The 16,735-nt window shown below is 59.2% G+C and carries 17 protein-coding genes and 1 pseudogene; 5 read left to right on the forward strand and 13 right to left on the reverse strand.

The features are described 5' to 3' along the window. Window positions 1-7: 7 nt before the first annotated feature. From accB to RGCCGE502_RS08110, 3 genes are all read right to left on the reverse strand, one after another. Entirely contained in the window at window positions 8-481 is a 474-nt protein-coding gene (accB, locus tag RGCCGE502_RS08100; RefSeq protein WP_016553666.1) for an acetyl-CoA carboxylase biotin carboxyl carrier protein, read from the reverse strand. Between the two features lie 22 nt (window positions 482-503). Then, window positions 504-941, reverse strand: coding sequence for a type II 3-dehydroquinate dehydratase (gene aroQ, locus RGCCGE502_RS08105; RefSeq protein ID WP_016553667.1), 438 nt, complete (start codon window positions 939-941; stop codon window positions 504-506). Between the two features lie 144 nt (window positions 942-1,085). After that, window positions 1,086-1,844: a DsbA family protein gene (locus RGCCGE502_RS08110; protein ID WP_016553668.1), complete on the reverse strand. Its 759-nt coding sequence runs from the start codon at window positions 1,842-1,844 to the stop codon at window positions 1,086-1,088. A 209-nt stretch (window positions 1,845-2,053) separates the two neighbouring features. Here RGCCGE502_RS08110 and RGCCGE502_RS08115 point away from each other — a divergent pair, with 209 nt between their 5' ends. Then, the gene (locus RGCCGE502_RS08115; RefSeq protein WP_016553669.1) at window positions 2,054-3,211 is read left to right on the forward strand and encodes a pyridoxal phosphate-dependent aminotransferase; all 1,158 of its coding nucleotides are present in this window, start codon (window positions 2,054-2,056) and stop codon (window positions 3,209-3,211) included. Window positions 3,212-3,291: 80 nt separating this feature from the next. Here RGCCGE502_RS08115 and RGCCGE502_RS08120 read toward each other — a convergent pair whose 3' ends face one another. Both RGCCGE502_RS08120 and RGCCGE502_RS08125 read right to left on the reverse strand, forming a co-directional pair. Further along, entirely contained in the window at window positions 3,292-4,299 is a 1,008-nt protein-coding gene (locus RGCCGE502_RS08120; RefSeq protein ID WP_016553670.1) for a ketopantoate reductase family protein, read from the reverse strand. 89 nt (window positions 4,300-4,388) lie between these two features. Then, window positions 4,389-4,604 (reverse strand): hypothetical protein, encoded by a 216-nt coding sequence (locus RGCCGE502_RS08125; RefSeq protein ID WP_040674191.1) that lies wholly within the window; start codon window positions 4,602-4,604, stop codon window positions 4,389-4,391. A 197-nt stretch (window positions 4,605-4,801) separates the two neighbouring features. On the opposite strand from RGCCGE502_RS08125, the gene ftsZ reads away from it, so the two are divergent. Next, entirely contained in the window at window positions 4,802-5,830 is a 1,029-nt protein-coding gene (gene ftsZ, locus RGCCGE502_RS08130; protein ID WP_016553672.1) for a cell division protein FtsZ, read from the forward strand. Window positions 5,831-5,947: 117 nt separating this feature from the next. Beyond that, a complete protein-coding gene (locus RGCCGE502_RS08135) occupies window positions 5,948-6,148 on the forward strand; it encodes a hypothetical protein (RefSeq protein ID WP_016553673.1) in 201 nt (66 codons plus the stop codon). Between the two features lie 88 nt (window positions 6,149-6,236). Here RGCCGE502_RS08135 and RGCCGE502_RS08140 read toward each other — a convergent pair whose 3' ends face one another. Next, window positions 6,237-6,563 (reverse strand): hypothetical protein, encoded by a 327-nt coding sequence (locus RGCCGE502_RS08140; RefSeq protein ID WP_016553674.1) that lies wholly within the window; start codon window positions 6,561-6,563, stop codon window positions 6,237-6,239. Between the two features lie 2 nt (window positions 6,564-6,565). Then, a pseudogene (locus RGCCGE502_RS08145) lies at window positions 6,566-6,819 on the reverse strand (DUF2188 domain-containing protein). Window positions 6,820-7,033: 214 nt separating this feature from the next. On the opposite strand from RGCCGE502_RS08145, the gene RGCCGE502_RS37180 reads away from it, so the two are divergent. Then, a complete protein-coding gene (locus tag RGCCGE502_RS37180) occupies window positions 7,034-7,207 on the forward strand; it encodes a hypothetical protein (protein WP_016553676.1) in 174 nt (57 codons plus the stop codon). 9 nt (window positions 7,208-7,216) lie between these two features. Here the strand turns inward: RGCCGE502_RS37180 and RGCCGE502_RS08150 are convergent, their stop codons facing one another. Then, window positions 7,217-8,155: an MBL fold metallo-hydrolase gene (locus RGCCGE502_RS08150; RefSeq protein ID WP_040674207.1), complete on the reverse strand. Its 939-nt coding sequence runs from the start codon at window positions 8,153-8,155 to the stop codon at window positions 7,217-7,219. A gap of 119 nt (window positions 8,156-8,274) precedes the next feature. Continuing rightward, on the reverse strand, window positions 8,275-9,105 hold the full coding sequence (locus RGCCGE502_RS08155) for an alpha/beta fold hydrolase (protein ID WP_016553678.1): 831 nt from the start codon (window positions 9,103-9,105) through the stop codon (window positions 8,275-8,277). A gap of 387 nt (window positions 9,106-9,492) precedes the next feature. On the opposite strand from RGCCGE502_RS08155, the gene RGCCGE502_RS35210 reads away from it, so the two are divergent. Beyond that, on the forward strand, window positions 9,493-9,744 hold the full coding sequence (locus RGCCGE502_RS35210) for a hypothetical protein (RefSeq protein WP_081647234.1): 252 nt from the start codon (window positions 9,493-9,495) through the stop codon (window positions 9,742-9,744). Window positions 9,745-9,912: 168 nt separating this feature from the next. On the opposite strand, the gene RGCCGE502_RS08165 is transcribed toward RGCCGE502_RS35210, so the two are convergent. From RGCCGE502_RS08165 to RGCCGE502_RS08180, 4 genes are all read right to left on the reverse strand, one after another. After that, the gene (locus tag RGCCGE502_RS08165; RefSeq protein WP_016553680.1) at window positions 9,913-13,734 is read right to left on the reverse strand and encodes a vitamin B12-dependent ribonucleotide reductase; all 3,822 of its coding nucleotides are present in this window, start codon (window positions 13,732-13,734) and stop codon (window positions 9,913-9,915) included. Between the two features lie 590 nt (window positions 13,735-14,324). Continuing rightward, window positions 14,325-14,912 (reverse strand): hypothetical protein, encoded by a 588-nt coding sequence (locus RGCCGE502_RS08170; RefSeq protein WP_040674208.1) that lies wholly within the window; start codon window positions 14,910-14,912, stop codon window positions 14,325-14,327. 194 nt (window positions 14,913-15,106) lie between these two features. Beyond that, window positions 15,107-15,604 (reverse strand): xanthine phosphoribosyltransferase, encoded by a 498-nt coding sequence (gpt, locus tag RGCCGE502_RS08175; RefSeq protein ID WP_016553682.1) that lies wholly within the window; start codon window positions 15,602-15,604, stop codon window positions 15,107-15,109. 179 nt (window positions 15,605-15,783) lie between these two features. Further along, window positions 15,784-16,626 carry a universal stress protein gene (locus tag RGCCGE502_RS08180; protein ID WP_016553683.1) on the reverse strand — a complete coding sequence of 281 codons (843 nt, stop codon included), beginning with the start codon at window positions 16,624-16,626 and terminating at the stop codon, window positions 15,784-15,786. Between the last annotated feature and the right edge of the window lie 109 nt (window positions 16,627-16,735).

The following is a 16,735-nucleotide window of genomic DNA, read 5'->3' on the forward strand; positions in this document are numbered from 1 at the left end:
GCCCGCCTTATTCGATAACGACGAGGGCTTGGCCGTATTCGACGGGGCTTCCGTCCTCGACGAGGATTTCGGTGACCTTGCCGGATTTCGGCGAAGGAATCTGGTTCATGGTCTTCATCGCTTCGATGATGAGCAGCGTCTGGCCTTCCTTGACGGTCGCGCCGAGCTCGATGAAGGCGCGCGCCCCCGGAGCGGGCGCCATGTAGGCGGTGCCGACCATCGGAGCGCTGACGGTGTTGGCAGGATTGCGCGCGGGCGCGGCAGGCGCTGCGGCAACTGGCGCTGCCACTGCGGGCGCCGCAGCCGCCGCAAATGCGGGCGCAGCCATCGGAGCCTGAATATACTGGGTGTTGCCGGCGCGCGAGACGCGGATGCGCAGATCGTCCTGCTCGACTTCGATTTCCGTGAGATCCGTGTCGTTGAGGATGTTCGCGAGATCGCGGATCAGCGCCTGGTCGATACCGTTTTTCTTCTCAGCCATGAGTGTTTGCCCTGTCTTCTTTTTATGCCGTAAGATTCTTCAGCGCTTGCAGCGCCAGAATATAGCTGTAAGGCCCGAAGCCGCAGATGACGCCCTTCACCGCTGGCGCAATCATCGACTTGTGGCGGAATTCTTCCCGCGCGTGAACGTTGGAGATATGGAGCTCTATCACCGGAATGGAAATAGCGCGAATTGCATCGTGGAGCGCAACCGAGGTATGCGTGTAGGCGCCGGCATTAATCGCCACGCCAACTGCCTTATCGTTCGCTTCATGGAACCAGTCGACCAGCGTACCTTCGTGGTTGCTCTGGCGAAAATCGATATCGAAGCCGAGCTCGCGCCCGGCGACCTTGCAATCCGCCTCGATATCCAGAAGCGACTTGCCGCCATAGATGCCGGGCTCTCTTTTGCCGAGCATGTTGAGGTTGGGCCCGTTCAGGACGAAAATCGTTTGCGTCATCGAATGTTCCAATAGATGCGAGACGGCAACCTATAGACTCCCGACGGGCCTAATGAAAGCCCTTTGGGAAGCGCAGCCCGAATCGCGCCATATTTGTCCACATGGCTGAAACACTTCGATTTTGGCGATTTGATGGGCGCCCTATCAGCAACTTGTCTTGCCGCAGGCGCGCATGTTCTTGACCTTGGTCTCAAGGTCGTCGAAACCGACCGCGCCCTGAACCAGTTCGTTGCCGATCACATAGGAGGGCGTGCCGGTGATACCAAGGCTCTGGGCGAGCTGATAGGTCTCCTTCACGGAGGCGTCGCTCGAACTCTTGGCCATCTCGTCGCGGATCTGCTTTTCGCTGACGCCAAGCGTCTCGGCGACTTCTATGGCACTCGCTTCATCGGCGCGGCCATCGCTGCCGAGCAGGGCTATGTGGAACGCGCTGTACTTCTGCGGCGCCAGCTTGCGGAAGGCGTCGGAAACCTTGTGGGCAGCGACAGATTCCGGGCCGAGGATCGGGAATTCCTTGAGCACGAAGCGGACATTCTTGTCTTTTTCGAGCATCGTCTGCATGTCGGAAAGGGCATGCCGGCAATAGCCGCAATTGTAATCGAAGAATTCAACGATGGTGATGTCGCCCTTCGGATTGCCGATCGTTATGTCATACTTCGAATCGAAGATCGTCGACTTGTTGTCGGAGATCACGGCATTGGCTTTAACGAGGCGCGCCTGTTCCTGCTTTTTCTGCAGGGCATCCTGAACGTCGAGCATAATCTCTGGGTTTTCGATCAGGTATTGCTTGATGAACTCGCCGAACTCCTTCTTCTGGGCGTCATCGAGTGCTGCTGCCGGATAGGCTGCTGCCACCGACGCAGTAAGCGCCAGCGCGGTGAAGATTTTCGGAAGTATGGCCATTATATCCTCGTTATCAGCAGTTCGTATGCGTCGTTCTAGACGCCGGATAACACTGCACGGTTAACGGCGGAACCCGATGCCGCCAAGTTACGGTGCGTCCTGTCGTCTTCAAACAGGAATTTTCGTATCCACTGTTCAATCGCGGGATTGTGATGATCCGATTATTACGGCAATTGTCTGGCCGCACGCAAAGTTAGAGAGAAGCGACCTTGTTTTCTATTTCCCAACGCAGCGAAGTCGAACCCTTTCATGCCATGGATGTTTTGGCCGAAGCGACGAAGCGGCGAGCAAGCGGTCATCCCGTCATCTCCATGGCTGTCGGTCAGCCTTCTCATCCGGCGCCACAGGCTGCACTGGAGGCCGCACAGACGGCGCTTGTCGAAGGCAGGATCGGCTACACGGACGCGCTTGGCACCCCGCGGCTGAAACGTGCACTGGCCGGGCACTATCGCGAGCGGCATGGTCTGGAAATCGATCCTTTGCGTATCGCGATAACGACCGGTTCTTCCGCTGGCTTCAACCTTGCGTTTCTCTCGCTGTTTGATGTCGGCGACGCGGTCGCGATTGCCCGACCGGGCTATCCCGCCTATCGCAACATTCTCGGCGCGCTTGGCCTCAGAGTGATCGAGGTGCCGGTGACGGCCGAAACGCATTTCACTTTGACGCCCGAAAGCCTTGAGGCCGCGCAAAAGACAAACAATGTCAAGCTCAAGGGCGTGCTGCTGGCGAGCCCTGCAAATCCGACGGGTACGGTGACCGGTCGCCAGGGACTGCAGGTGCTGGCTGATTACTGCTTAGCTAAGTCGATCGCATTCATTTCAGACGAGATTTACCACGGGCTGACGTTTGCCGGCGAGGAAACCAGCGCGCTGGAATTGACCGATGAAGCGATCGTAATCAACTCGTTCTCCAAGTACTACTGCATGACCGGCTGGCGCATCGGCTGGATGGTGCTGCCCGAGCGGCTGGTGCGCCCGATTGAGCGCGTTGCGCAAAGCCTATATATCTCGCCGCCCGAACTCTCACAGATCGCGGCGACCGCGGCGCTCGAGGCGAACACGGAACTGGATGTCTACAAGGCGAGCTATGCGGCCAACCGCGAGTTTCTGTTGAAGCGTCTGCCGGAAATCGGGCTATCGATCGCTTCGCCGATGGATGGCGCCTTCTATGCTTATGTCGATGTCACCCGGTTCACCAATGACAGCATGGCGTTTGCCAAGCGCATGTTGGCCGAGATCAACGTTGCCGCAACGCCAGGCCTGGATTTCGACCCACTGGAGGGCAATCGGTCGATGCGCATGTCTTATGCCGGCTCGCAGGCCGAAATCGTCGAGGCAATTGACCGCATGGCTGGGTGGCTGAAGTAGAATCTCAGTGGCTTGTAAAGATTTCTTCGATTAACTTGTGAACACTTGCCGGGCTCGGCAATTGTTCGGCTGTCGAGCATTCACCTCGCCGGACGGCAATTTTGCAGGTCGAGTTGCGACACAAGAGCCAGGATCGTTTCGGAAACCGGCGTCGGAGTTGCCGTCAGGCGACCGAGTGAAACGACCATTCCCACCAGCGGCGTAATCTCGAGCGACTTTCCTGCCAGCAGGTCCTGCAGCGTGGACGTGCGAACCGGCCCAATCTGTCGGGCCTGTTCAAGTCGCTGTTCCACGGACATCCCGACATTCGCCCCAAGCGCCTCCCCAACGGCCTTTACTTCCTTCATGACCTTGCCGATCTGATCTGTGATCGCGGCATCCGCCATCAGGTCGGACATCAAGGACCGCGTTAGAGCGCTGATTGGGTTGAATGAGGCATTGCCCATCAGTTTGCTCCAGATATCGTCGCGAATGCGGCTCGAGAGCTTCACGCCGATACCGGCGCCCTGCAGAAGCGCCTCGATGTCGCGCAAATCTGCAGTGGTTTCGCCAGAGGGCTCGCCGAGAATGAAATGGCCCTTGTTGCTGAGCCTGACCTCGCCGGGCTTGCTGACTTCGGCTCCCTGATGGGCGACGCAACCGATTACACGCTGCGGGCCGACAAAACGCCATAGCTTGCCGCCTTCATCGAGTTCCTCAAACTGCAGTTCCGCATGACCGCTGTTCTGATCGCGATGGAAATACCACCATGGAATGCCATTCAGGATCATCACTACACGCGTGCTATCCCCAAGCAGATGCCCGATTCCCTCGGCCGCAGCGCTGAGCTGATGGCCCTTTAGCCCGGTGATGACGAGATCCTGTGGAGGTAGCTCGCGCGGATCGTCGGTAGCGGCGACGGTGACGGCAAAGGGCGCTTCTGCACCGGCCTCGAGCAGACGCAGCCCCTCGCTTCGAATGGCAGCCAGATGGGCGCCTCGAGCAACAACGGAAACTGCCGCCTCTGCGCCGAGCGAGGAGGCAAGCTTGGCAGCGATGGCGCCGCCGAGTGCACCGGCTCCGAAGATGCAGATATTCTTGAAGGGCATGGGATGATCTTTCCGCGATTGATGGACCGCGCAGAACTTAGGTCATCCCTCCCTCAAGGCGAGTGATATTTTGAAGCCGCCCAAGCTTTTTAGTGGCCGCCGCGGGGAAGAAGTTCGTTGCGGCGAAGCTCATCGATGGCTGCCACCGCATCTTCTGCAGACCAGCCAGCGCGAATGGCGGCGCCGATCATCCGGACCTCGGCCTCCTCTTCGATCTTGAGGAAGAGCGGTTCCAAGGCCTCCTGGGCTGTTAGGATGTGCTCGTTTGGAGGGGTAACTGACTGGCGGGTGGCTGATGTAGGCATCTGCACGGTACTCCTCTCTCTGGCAGGGGATGATTCAATATAATGCACGAGGGCTAAAAAAGGTTCCGGATAAAGTTTCAACTGCGCTTCATCTTGTTCTTTCGCCCCGGCTCTGCCTTGTTGCGCGATTAGTCTGATGCTTGATTCGGTTCCCAATAAGCGGCGGAGCCACGACGAAACGCACGAAGGAGATTGCGATGACGAACGCCAAGAACGGGATTTCCGAAATGCGGCCCAGAATTACAGTAATTGGTGTCGGCGGCGGCGGTGGCAATGCCATCAACAACATGATTGCGGAAAATCTTGAAGGCGTCGAGTTCATTGCGGCCAATACCGATGCACAGGTACTGGCGACCTCGAAGGCATCACGCCGTATCCAGCTTGGCGCGCATGTGACCGAAGGGTTGGGCGCCGGTTCGCTGCCGGAAGTCGGTCGCGCAGCCGCCGAAGAATCGATCGATGAGATCATGGATCATCTGGCCGGCTCGCATATGTGCTTTGTCACAGCTGGCATGGGCGGCGGCACCGGAACCGGAGCGGCACCGGTCATCGCTCAGGCCGCCCGCAACGCCGGCATTCTGACGGTTGGAGTTGTTACGAAGCCCTTCACCTTCGAAGGCAATCGCCGCATGAAAACGGCCGATGTCGGCATCGAGGCGCTCCGCGAAGCGGCCGATACGGTGATCGTCATCCCGAACCAGAACCTTTTCCGTATCGCCGATGCAAAGACCACCTTCGCGGATGCCTTCATGACTGCCGACCGCGTGCTTTATGCCGGCGTCGGCTGCATCACCGATCTGATCGTCAAGGAAGGTCTCATCAACCTCGACTTCGCGGACGTGAAATCCGTCATGCGCGGCATGGGCCGGGCGATGATGGGCACAGGCGAGGCTTCGGGTGAGGGGCGCGCGATGAAGGCAGCGGAGGCGGCGATCGCCAACCCGCTGCTGGACGATATCTCGATGAAGGGTGCCAGGGGCGTTCTGATCTCGATCTCCGGCGGCTCGGACATGACTCTCTTCGAAGTGGACGAGGCGGCAAGTCGCATTCGTGACGAAGTGCAGGATGAAGCGGACATTGTCGTGGGCGCGATCTTCGATCGCAATCTCGACGGCAAGTTCCGCGTCTCGGTTGTCGCGACAGGCCTGGACGGGGCGAGCAACGCGACACAGCCGCGCCAGGGCATCGCGCTCGGTCAGGATATGCAGCCCCGTACACTGCAATAGGTTCTCGCGGTCTGCGCATCCGCCTAGATGCGCAGATCTGCCCTGATTGCGTTTGTTTCGATGTCGCCTTTGCGCTTCCCGATCTCGGATTGCGCAACCGATGCTGAGGAATGTCGAATGGCCAAGATTGCCTATTTTGTCGCTGGCCTGCTTATTCTTGTCGGGCTCGTTTGGATGGGGCAGGGCAGCGGCTATTTTCCCTATCCCGCAGAAAGCTTCATGATCAACCAGACGCCCTGGGTTTATTGGGGTGCCCTCGCTGCAGCGGTCGGAATTATTGTGATTGTAGCGATGAGAAACGCGCGGCGGCCGCGATAGCTGGGAGCGCTCTTGAAAGAGTTCGCCGGCGAAAGACATTTGGGTAAACGTCCGTCGCCGGCGAGGGTATGATTGTGTAGACAGCGGCTTACGCTCGGCGGGAACGAACGTCCGCCATCTCGGGCCGGGTGCCATCAGGGGCGCGAAGGCCGTAGTGCTTGCTTGCGAACACCCATTCCACATTGCCCGGCTCGAAGGGGCGGCGTGGGTTTCTCAGCGCCAGCCTGCGCTCGGCAAGGCTGCGGGGCAGGGTATCGAGCATGTCGTTGACGAAGGTTTCAACACTGTCTTTCCAGCGAGGCGAGATCGAAACATCGACGCCGCCATAGCGCTGGAAGTCTGGATGTTTGCGGGAATAGCATGCGCCGAGCATCCATGCATGCTGCTGCTTCAGAAAACGTTCTTTGATGGTCATTCCTAGTCTTTTTCCTTGGCGTCATCGACGACATCGGCCTCGGGGCGGTCGCCTCCGTTCGACCGTTCCGTTGTCCAGCTGCCGTCTGCACGCTGATATGTAATGTCCGCATCCTGGCCATCGAGCTGTTGTCGCTCCGCGGCTTGTTTGGCCGCTGCCAGTGCTTGTTCGTGAGTTGGGAAAGTTTCCGACCAGACATCGTCCAGGCGGTAAGCCCAGGCGCCATCGTGTTCGCGACGCGGTAGGTAATCGACATCGATCGTTCCTTCAAGAACTTTTCTCAGGAATTTTGCGGGACGGCTTCCTACAGATTGCAAGAGTGGAACGCAGGTCGCCTGATGCTTGTTCCCATCGACGCCTGGCCTGTGTGAGGCTGGATTCAGCGTGAAGAACGATCTTGCGCGAGCGGGGAACGCTTCATAGGTTTGAGACGTTGATGGATTCGTTCAACGCCTTTCAATAGGAACCACATGCGCGCTCAGTCGAAGCCGTTCATCGTCGAAGTCAAATCCTCGCGCCGCCCGGAGCGCCGCCAATCCGCGTCGATCTGGGGAAATCTGGATCTTTCTGCCGTTGCCGAAGAAATTGCGGAGGAACTGCCGCAACCAGCCGCCGCGCCGGCAGAATCCGCCGACGCGCAGTAGCCTTTAAAGCTACGCCGCGACAAAGCGATAGGACGTGTCCTTGCGTTCGGCGTAGCCGAGGCCCGGGTAACTCCAGTGATAGCCAAGCATCTTCAGCTTGTCGGTGGCGGCGCGATCCAACAGCATTTGACGGGTTTTCAGCGCAACCTCCGGCTCGGTGTCGAAGCCGAAATGCCAGGCGGGATGTTCGAAGAAGATTACGTCGTTGGTGCAGGCGTCACCCGTAATCAACAGACCACCGTCTCCAGCCAGTTCGATCGAGATGTGCCCCGGCGTGTGCCCGCGGCTCTGCAGGATTCGCATGCCTGGAATGATCTCCTGATCGGGCCGAACCAACGTCAGACGGTCTTTGACGGCAAACAGGTCCCGCTGCGCACCGCGGGCAAAATCGTGAAGCGCCGACGGCATATGCGTCTCATAGTCCTTGTCGGTCCAGAAGCTCCACTCGGCTTCGCTGACGAAGTACTGGGCATTGGGATAAAGCACCTTGCCATCGGCGGTCGTCGTCGCGCCGGAGTGATCAGGGTGAGCGTGGGTGAAGACCACCTTGGTGATCGCCTCCGGCGCGACGCCGAGTGATTGCAGGTTTGCGGCCAGTTTGCCGGCGCTCGCCTGGAAATGGCTGCCGGATCCGGTGTCGATGAGGATTAGGTCGTCGCCGTGGCGGATCAGCGGGATATTGGCCTGGACCGGAGCGGCAGCCGAACTTCCGCCGAGCCGCGGCATGATCGCCTTGCGCTCTTCAGGCGTGGCGTCGGGCAGCAGGATCTCGACCGGGAGCGTTAGAAAACCGTCGCTGACGACCGTGATGTCGAACGCGCCGTGATGGAAGCGATGGAACTCGGCCGCGATGGCATCGCGGGAAGCGAGCATCGCTGCTGCTGCAGCCGTCAGCTTCAGCAGATCGCGCCGGGACAATCCATTTGGAATGCTGTCTCGTGTAGTCACAGCCGTCTCCTTTGCTGGGCAAATACGTGGTGTGTCGCGGGCGAGCGCGACCGCACTCGCCTGCGAATACTCATCCGCATAGCGGCAGCCGTGACGAACGGAGCCGCGGATCCACATACTTAGTCCAGGAAGAACTCCAGCAGGTCGGCGTTGATAACATCAGGGTGCGTTGTGCACATGCCATGCGGCAAGCCGGCATAAGTCTTGAGTATGCCGTGCTTCAGAAGCTTGACCGAAAGCGGAGCGGAGTCGGCATAGGGAACGATCTGATCGTCGTCTCCATGCATCACCAGCGTCGGTACCGAGATCCGCTGGAGATCCTCGGTAAAGTCTGTTTCGGAGAAGGCCTTGATGCAATCGTAGTGCGCCTTCGCACCACCCATCATCCCCTGCCGCCACCAGTTTTCGATGACGCCCTGACTGACCTTGGCACCCGGGCGGTTGAAGCCGTAGAAGGGGCCGGTGGGTACGTCTAGGAAGAACTGCGCACGGTTGGCGACGAGCGCCGCACGGAAGCCGTCGAAAACCGCGAGCGGCAGACCGCCGGGGTTCTTGTCCGACTTGACCATGATCGGGGGTACCGCGCCGATCAAAACGGCCTTGGCGACCCGGCCGGGCTTCGCACGCGCGACATAGTGAGCAACCTCGCCGCCGCCGGTCGAGTGGCCGACATGGATTGCATTCTTGAGATCGAGCGCATCGGTCAGGGCCGCAACGTCAGCGGCATAGGTGTCCATCTCGTTGCCCTGCCACGTCTGGCTGGAGCGACCGTGGCCACGCCGGTCATGGGCGATCACCCGATAGCCCTTGTCCAGAAAGAACATCATCTGCGCATCCCAGTCGTCTGCACTGAGGGGCCAGCCATGATGGAAAACAACAGGCTGGGCGGTGGCCGGACCCCAATCCTTGTAGAAGATTTCGGTTCCGTCCGTGGTCTTGATGAATGGCATGATCAGGCCCCTCTTTCTGGATGTGATTGCTTCGATGGTGGCAAGGCACGCCAGCATCCTTCCGGCGCCCATATTATGGAGCGTCCGGCCAGAGCTGGCCCACCGCGCTGCGGTACTACGTCATCATCATGACGCGGCTTTGGCGGCGCTGCAAACCAACGGTAACTTGATGCAAATATTACAGAATGGAAGATGCCATTTTGAAGAAATGGTGTGCAGGAGAAGCTGGCCGGTCGTGCCTTCGGACGGACGCAGGGCAGGGAGCGCATTCGTTACAGATCAGTCCCTCGACCTTGATTGGAACGAGGAGTGTCTAGGAATTCAACGGGCAGTGGCCATGATATCGCCAAAGTCAGCATCGACTCTTCCTGGATGGGAGGCGATCTGATGAACGCTGACGAAAACCGCTATATCGAGATCACCACGCGGCTCCGTTCCGCGCAGTCGTTCTGCGAGTTTCTTGCGCACGGCGGCACTGTCCGCGTCGCGCAGTCCGATGGCGCGCCATTCCACGACGTGAGTCACCGACTTCTCCAGCAGCATCGGCTGGAGGTCGAAGCCTTGAAGCGAGCCCGCAGGCAACTGTTTCCCGATCGCGTCGACGACGACATCAATCCTTGCCTCTACAGCCTGAACTAGCTGCTCGCGGTGACGCCATCGCATGCTCAGATCGCCGGTACGAGAAGCTTTGAACGCTTACGCATATAACGCAAAAAAAGAGCGGCCAAACGGCCGCCCTTTGACTTTTTGTATGTGTAGTCCTGCGAGGTGCCCCGCCGGTACCGCGTCGTCGTCGAGCACCAGCTATCAGCTGCAGCCGCTCGTCGCGCCGCATGTGTCGCACTTCTCGCAGGTGCCGTTGCGGACCATCGTGAAGTTCTGGCACTCGGAGCACATGTTGCCGGTATAGCCCTGCATGATCGAGCGTGCGCGGCGTTCGGCTTCGACCTTCTTCGCTTCCGTCTTGGCCGAAGCCGCGTCGGCGGCTGCCTTGTCGGAGAAGAGGGCGGTTGCCTGCTGCTGGGCCTCGGTCGTGACTTCTTCGAGCACTTCCTCGGCGATCTCTTCGGCCAGCTCCTTTGCCCGCTCCTCGTAGTCGCGCTTGAAGGCGACGATTTCGGAGGAGGAGACGGCGAGCGTCGGTTCGATCTTGCGGGCGGCAGCACCCGCAAAGGAGGTCACCGTGGCGCCGGAGGAAGCACGTGCCGGAGCTGCGGTAGCAGAGCCCTTCGGCTCACCGCCTGCCTGACGTTCATTGCCCGTTACCAGCGTCGGCTTGTAGCCGCGGGTCCAGCCGGTCGAGACGAGGTTCGTCTTGCCTTCCTGGATGCCCTTGCCGAGTGCCGTGTTCGAGAAATCAGACGTATCCACATGTGCCAGGTCGTGGCGGCCGAGGTAGGAGACAGCGAGTTCGCGGAACACGTAGTCGAGGATCGACGTGGCGTTCTTGATCGCATCGTTGCCGATGACGATGCCGGCCGGCTCGAACTTGGTGAAGGTGAAGGCCTCGACATATTCTTCGAGCGGCACGCCGTACTGCAGGCCGAGCGAGATGGCGATGGCGAAGTTGTTCATCATCGCACGGAAGGCGGCGCCTTCCTTGTGCATGTCGATGAAGATCTCGCCGAGGCGGCCGTCACCGAATTCGCCGGTGCGCAGGTACACCTTGTGTCCGCCGACGGCGGCCTTCTGGGTGTAGCCCTGGCGACGGTTCGGCAGCTTCTCGCGTTCGCGGGTGACGCGTTCGACCACACGCTCGATGATCTTTTCGGTGATGGTGACGGCCTGGGCGGCGACCGGCTGCTGCAGCAGTTCTTCGACCGCATCCTCATCGGTTTCGTCTTCGATCAGCGAGGCGTTCAGCGGCTGCGACAGCTTGGAGCCGTCGCGGTAGAGAGCGTTTGCCTTGAGGCCGAGCTTCCAGGAGAGCATGTAGGCGCTCTTGCAATCGTCGACCGTCGCGTCGTTCGGCATGTTGATCGTCTTGGAGATCGCACCCGAGATGAACGGCTGGGCAGCAGCCATCATGCGAATGTGGCTGTCGACCGAGAGGTAGCGCTTGCCGATCTTGCCGCAGGGGTTGGCGCAATCGAATACGGCGAGGTGTTCGTTCTTTAGGAAGGGTGCACCTTCGAGAGTCATTGCACCGCAGACGTGAATGTTTGCAGCCTCGATGTCCTTCTTCGAGAAACCGAGGTGGTCGAGCAGGTTGAAGCTCATGTCCGCGAGCTGTTCGTCCGTGACCTTCAGCGTGCCCTTCAGGAAGTCGGTGCCGAGCGTCCATTGGTTGAAGACGAATTTGATATCGAAGGCCGACTTCAGCGCAGCGTTGACGGCATCGACCTTCTCGTCGGTGAAGCCCTTGGCCTTCAGCGTCGAGGGATTGATCGCCGGTGCCTGGTTCAGGTTGCCGTGGCCGACAGCGTAAGCTTCGATCTCGGCGATCTGGCTCTCGGAGTAACCGAGCGTGCGCAGGGCTTCCGGAACGGCGCGGTTGATGATCTTGAAGTAACCGCCGCCGGCGAGCTTCTTGAATTTCACCAGCGCGAAGTCAGGCTCGATACCGGTCGTGTCGCAATCCATGACGAGGCCGATCGTGCCGGTCGGCGCGATGACGGTTGCCTGGGCGTTGCGGTAGCCGTGCTTTTCGCCGAGCTCGAGAGCCTTGTCCCAGGCGCTCTTGGCGTGAGCCGCCAGATCCTGGTCCGGGTTTTCCGAGTGGATGAGCGCGACCGGGTTGATCGACAGGCCTTCATAGCCCGACGTCTCGCCGTAAGCAGCGCGGCGATGGTTGCGGATGACCCGCAGCATCGCTTCGCGGTTCGGCTTGAACATCGGGAAAGGTCCGAGTTCGGAGGAAATCTCGGCCGAGGTGGCGTAGGAAATGCCGGTCATGATCGCGGTCAGCGAGCCTGCGATGGCGCGGGCTTCGTCGCTGTCGTAAGGAATGCCCGACGACATCAGGAGGCCGCCGATATTGGCGTAGCCGAGGCCGATCGTGCGGTATTCGTAGGAGCGCTCGGCGATCTGCTTCGACGGGAACTGTGCCATCATGACGGAGATTTCGAGAACGACCGTCCACAGACGAACGGCATGTTCGTAATCGGCGATATCGATGCGCTTGGTTGCCGCGTCCTTGAACTGCAGCAGGTTCAGCGAGGCGAGGTTGCAGGCCGTGTCGTCGAGGAACATGTATTCCGAGCACGGGTTGGACGCACGGATCGGGCCGGCAGCCGGGCTCGTGTGCCAGTCGTTCATCGTCGTGTTGAAGTGCAGGCCCGGATCGGCCGATGCCCATGCGGCGTAGGAGATCGATTCCCAAAGGTCGCGTGCCTTCAGCGTCTTCATGACCTTGCCGTCCTTGCGGGCGGTCAGGTTCCAGTCACCGTCATTTTCAATAGCGCGCAGGAAGTCGTCCTTGATCGAGACCGAGTTGTTGGAGTTCTGGCCCGAAACCGTGAGGTAGGCTTCCGAATCCCAGTCGGTGTCGTAGGTCTTGAACTCGAGGTCTTTGTAGCCCTGGCGGGCGAACTGGATGACGCGGCCGATATAGTTTTCCGGAACCTGGTCCTTCTTGGCAGCACGGATTTCGCGCTTCAGGGCAGGGTTCTTGTTCGGGTCGAAGCAATCGCCGTTGTCGGCTTCGCAGTTGACGCAAGCCTTCATGATCGCCTTGAGGTGCTTGGCAACGACCTTGGAGCCAGTGACGAGGGCGGCAACCTTCTGCTCTTCTTTCACCTTCCAGTTGATATATTCTTCAATATCCGGGTGATCGATATCGACAACCACCATCTTCGCGGCGCGGCGTGTGGTGCCGCCCGACTTGATCGCGCCGGCAGCCCGGTCACCGATCTTCAGGAAGCTCATCAGGCCGGAGGAACGGCCGCCGCCGGAAAGCTTTTCGCCTTCGCCGCGCAGATACGAGAAGTTGGAGCCAGTGCCGGAGCCGTACTTGAAGAGGCGCGCTTCGCGGACCCAAAGGTCCATGATGCCGCCTTCATTGACGAGATCGTCTTCAACGGACTGAATGAAGCAGGCATGCGGCTGCGGATGCTCGTAGGCCGACTTCGACTTCACCAGCTTGCCGGTGAAGGGGTCGACGTAGAAGTGGCCCTGACCGGGGCCATCGATGCCGTAGGCCCAGTGCATGCCGGTGTTGAACCACTGCGGGGAATTCGGGGCAACACGCTGGGTGGCAAGCATGTAGGCAAGCTCGTCCTTGAAGGCGAGGGCGTCTTCCTCGGACGAGAAATAGCCGCCCTTCCAGCCCCAGTAGGTCCAGGTGCCGGCGAGACGGTCGAAGACCTGACGCGCGTCGGTTTCAGAACCATACTGCTGGTCCTTCGTAACATCCTTCAGCGCCGCGTCATCGGCAACCGAACGCCACAGGAAGGAAGGAACATCATTTTCCTCGACCTTCTTGAGCTTCGCCGGTACGCCAGCCTTGCGGAAATACTTCTGCGCCAGAATGTCGGCGGCAACCTGGGAGAACTGCGCCGGAACGTCGATGTTCTCGAGGCGGAATACGATCGACCCGTCCGGGTTCTTGATCTCGCTCGTCGCCTTGCGGAATTCGATGTCCGCGTAAGCGCTTTGTCCTGCCTTCGTGAAACGGCGTTCTATGCGCATTTCTCTAACCTCTAGCTTGCGCGCCCCGTCCCCGTCGACCAAGGCGCAAGTTTCCACCTCAGGCGGCGCCGTGAGGAGCGCAGCCAGTTCTCGTTTCCATATCGTCACAGGAGTGTCATCCGGAGATGTCGTTCCTGTATCTTGTGGTGATGGTGGCTGCAAACACTAAATATAGTATTAACAGCTTATTATCGCCAGCCCCGGATGCCACTTTTCGGAAGATAAAAATCGCGCACAAAGCCCCTCATGGCGGTCATCCATCATGGACGCAACACCCTGATTCTACGCTCGATTTTTGAAGAGAACCGGCCTCGTTAATTCCGGTCCAACTGCCGCAGCAACATCGGAACCTATTAAGTTGGAATCAGGCGATTCCGTCAAGGGGTTGTTTTTAACGAAGCGTTCACCACAACATATTGTGGATCGGGCTGTGGACACTGGGGAAAAGAAAGTCGTTCAAGGAATTCAAAGACTTGCGAGCGTTGACCGCTCCAAAGTCGAAAAAATCTAAGAAAAGTTGCGACCGTGTTGATTTGGTTGCAGCTTTTGCAGGCCAAATGCGGCAGCCGATTCGTTTGAGATAATTTCAGTCACAATGCGTCAATCGCAATCGTCACCGTTGCGATCCCTATAGGCGTTCCGTTCTCATCCTTGATGACAAAGCTCGCTTGCGTTTCCAACAATTGCGTCTGTTCATCGCGCTCGGCGCGATCGATGAATATCTCGTCGGACTGTTTGGCGAATGTTCTGAGGAACTTATCTTCGTCGCCCTGCCAGTAGTCGGCTGTCATCGTGCCTTGGCCGACATTCAGGCCGTGACGATCGGTCACGAAAAACTCGACGATGGTGCCCTGCGAATCATCCTGCTTGGTTTTGAGGTATCGCGACACCGGTTTGTTGAGCAGGCGCCTGACCATCTCCCAGCCGCCGCTCTGCACCTCGGCGCGATATGTGTTATCGAGCACCTGTATGTGGGCATCACTGATATTACCGAACTTGGCGTTCTGGTCTTCGATCGCCTTGCGGACGATCGGCGTATTTACCATCGGCTTGACGACCGTCTCGACATATTCCCGCACGACGGACACATAGGCCGGTTCCGCCGAAACAGCCGTAGGCGAAAGACAGATGCCAAGCCCCAAAGCCGCAACTGTCCCGACGTAGCCCCAACGCATCATATTCGTTCCAACGTCGCGTGCCGCGACCATTCCCTTTAACCCAGTCCACAACGCGACGACGTTGCCGCGCGGGAATATGGTTCGGAGAATAAGGTCTAGGGCGGGCGCGCGACAGCGGAATCCGAGGAGTTAGTTAAACAAAGATTGGTGCAATTTTAAATTGCTGCCATTCCGGGCGGTTGCGCTGGCAGCCATTAGCCGCGACTGCCCTTGGAAATCGGTTCCTGATAGGTGAAGCCCATGTCCCAAGGGAAATAGATCCAGGTATCCTGGCTGACTTCCGTGACAAAGGTATCGATCGTCGGCACACCCTGCGGCTTTGCGTAAACACAGGCGAAATGCGCCTTGGGCAGGATCGTGCGTACTTCCGAGGCTGTCTTGCCGGTGTCGGTCAGGTCGTCGATGACGAGGACGGACTCGCCTTGGTCGGCAGTCAGTTCCGGCGCGATGCCCTTCAGGAGCATCATGTCCCCCTGATTCACATAGTCATGGTAGGAGGCGACGCAGACCGTTTCGATCAGCCGGATATTGAGCTCGCGCGAGATGATGGCGGCTGGTACCAGGCCGCCGCGCGTGATGCAGACGATCGCTTTGAAATCGCGCTTAAGGCCGGCGAGGCGCCAGGCGAGTGCGCGCGCATCGCGGTGGAACTGATCCCATGAAACGGGAAAGGCTTTATCGGGAAGGGACATGGTTTGCTCCGCGGCATGAATGATGACACGCCGTTCGCCGGCGGCCGGGACAAGACATTCCGCTCGGCCAAACGCAAATCGCGCAGCCGAAACTGCGCGATAAGAGGACCGAAGCCGGAGCTCGTCATCGGTCGCCGCAATTAGCGGAATCCGGGGGCAAAACGCAAGCCCCATGATTCCTAGCGCGACAGCAGCGTCAAGGCCGTCATCGATTGCAGCAGCGTTTTCGTCGTGCCGCCGAAAATCATCTGCCAAAGCCGCGAATGGGTGTAGGCACCCATGACCAAGAGATCGATACTGCTGTCCGACAAACGGTTTTCAATAATTGTTGACGCCGATTTGTCCGCGCTCTCGGCGGTCGCCAGGGTTACTTTGACGCCATGGCGGGAGAGAGCCGCGGCAATGTCGGCGCCCGCGACGGCAGCGGACTGAAGTGCATTGTCGACGGGATCGACCGAAAAAATCTCGACTTCATCGGCCGCCTTCAGGATTGGCAGGGCATCGAACGCTGCGCGCGCCGCTTCCCGTGAGCCGTTCCAGGCGATGAGCACCCGCTTGATCGGTTTCGGTTGGCGCAGCACAAAGGGGATCATCAACACCGGGCGGCCGCTTTCGAAGAGAAAGTTGTCGATGTCGACGTGACTGTCCGACGGCTTGGCCGGATCTGCCTGTGACGCGATGAGCAGGTCAGCGCTTCGAGCGCTTTCGATCAAGGGTGCCGTGCCGTAGCCGGTGGATGAGGCAAAGCTGCGCCACTGAAAGGAGACACCTTCAGCCGCTGCCTTCTTGCGGAAGATGCGTTCGACTTCGACCGTTTCCGCATGCGCCATATCCTGTAGCGCCTGCACGGCGACGGGATCGGGTATTTCCATCGGCGCCACGAGCGGCACGACAGCGACGGTTTCCGCATGAAGGCCGATAACGTGGGCATTGGTCTCAGCGGCAATGGCAAATGCAAAATCCGCTACAGCGGGAGCGTTGTCGACGGTATCGAGAATGGCAAGTATGGTTTTGTAAGACATAAACAATTCTCCTTATGCGGATGAAATCAGTTAATCTTCAACGAGAATGCGCCGGCGAGGGCGCCGGTTCCTTGATGCACATCAAAGGCAATGCGGAACCTCTCTCATA

Origin of the sequence: Rhizobium grahamii CCGE 502, assembly GCF_000298315.2 — a bacterium.
GTDB classification, from domain to species: domain Bacteria; phylum Pseudomonadota; class Alphaproteobacteria; order Rhizobiales; family Rhizobiaceae; genus Rhizobium; species Rhizobium grahamii.

Coding starts and splice junctions, on each gene's coding strand:
- accB (WP_016553666.1), bottom strand. CDS start 481: ATGGCTGAGAAGAAAAACGGTATCGACCAGGCGCTGATCCGCGATCTC.
- aroQ (WP_016553667.1), bottom strand. CDS start 941: ATGACGCAAACGATTTTCGTCCTGAACGGGCCCAACCTCAACATGCTC.
- RGCCGE502_RS08110 (WP_016553668.1), bottom strand. CDS start 1,844: ATGGCCATACTTCCGAAAATCTTCACCGCGCTGGCGCTTACTGCGTCG.
- RGCCGE502_RS08120 (WP_016553670.1), bottom strand. CDS start 4,299: ATGCCCTTCAAGAATATCTGCATCTTCGGAGCCGGTGCACTCGGCGGC.
- RGCCGE502_RS08125 (WP_040674191.1), bottom strand. CDS start 4,604: ATGCCTACATCAGCCACCCGCCAGTCAGTTACCCCTCCAAACGAGCAC.
- ftsZ (WP_016553672.1), top strand. CDS start 4,802: ATGACGAACGCCAAGAACGGGATTTCCGAAATGCGGCCCAGAATTACA.
- RGCCGE502_RS08135 (WP_016553673.1), top strand. CDS start 5,948: ATGGCCAAGATTGCCTATTTTGTCGCTGGCCTGCTTATTCTTGTCGGG.
- RGCCGE502_RS08140 (WP_016553674.1), bottom strand. CDS start 6,563: ATGACCATCAAAGAACGTTTTCTGAAGCAGCAGCATGCATGGATGCTC.
- RGCCGE502_RS37180 (WP_016553676.1), top strand. CDS start 7,034: ATGCGCGCTCAGTCGAAGCCGTTCATCGTCGAAGTCAAATCCTCGCGC.
- RGCCGE502_RS08155 (WP_016553678.1), bottom strand. CDS start 9,105: ATGCCATTCATCAAGACCACGGACGGAACCGAAATCTTCTACAAGGAT.
- RGCCGE502_RS35210 (WP_081647234.1), top strand. CDS start 9,493: ATGAACGCTGACGAAAACCGCTATATCGAGATCACCACGCGGCTCCGT.
- RGCCGE502_RS08165 (WP_016553680.1), bottom strand. CDS start 13,734: ATGCGCATAGAACGCCGTTTCACGAAGGCAGGACAAAGCGCTTACGCG.
- RGCCGE502_RS08170 (WP_040674208.1), bottom strand. CDS start 14,912: ATGATGCGTTGGGGCTACGTCGGGACAGTTGCGGCTTTGGGGCTTGGC.
- gpt (WP_016553682.1), bottom strand. CDS start 15,604: ATGTCCCTTCCCGATAAAGCCTTTCCCGTTTCATGGGATCAGTTCCAC.
- RGCCGE502_RS08180 (WP_016553683.1), bottom strand. CDS start 16,626: ATGTCTTACAAAACCATACTTGCCATTCTCGATACCGTCGACAACGCT.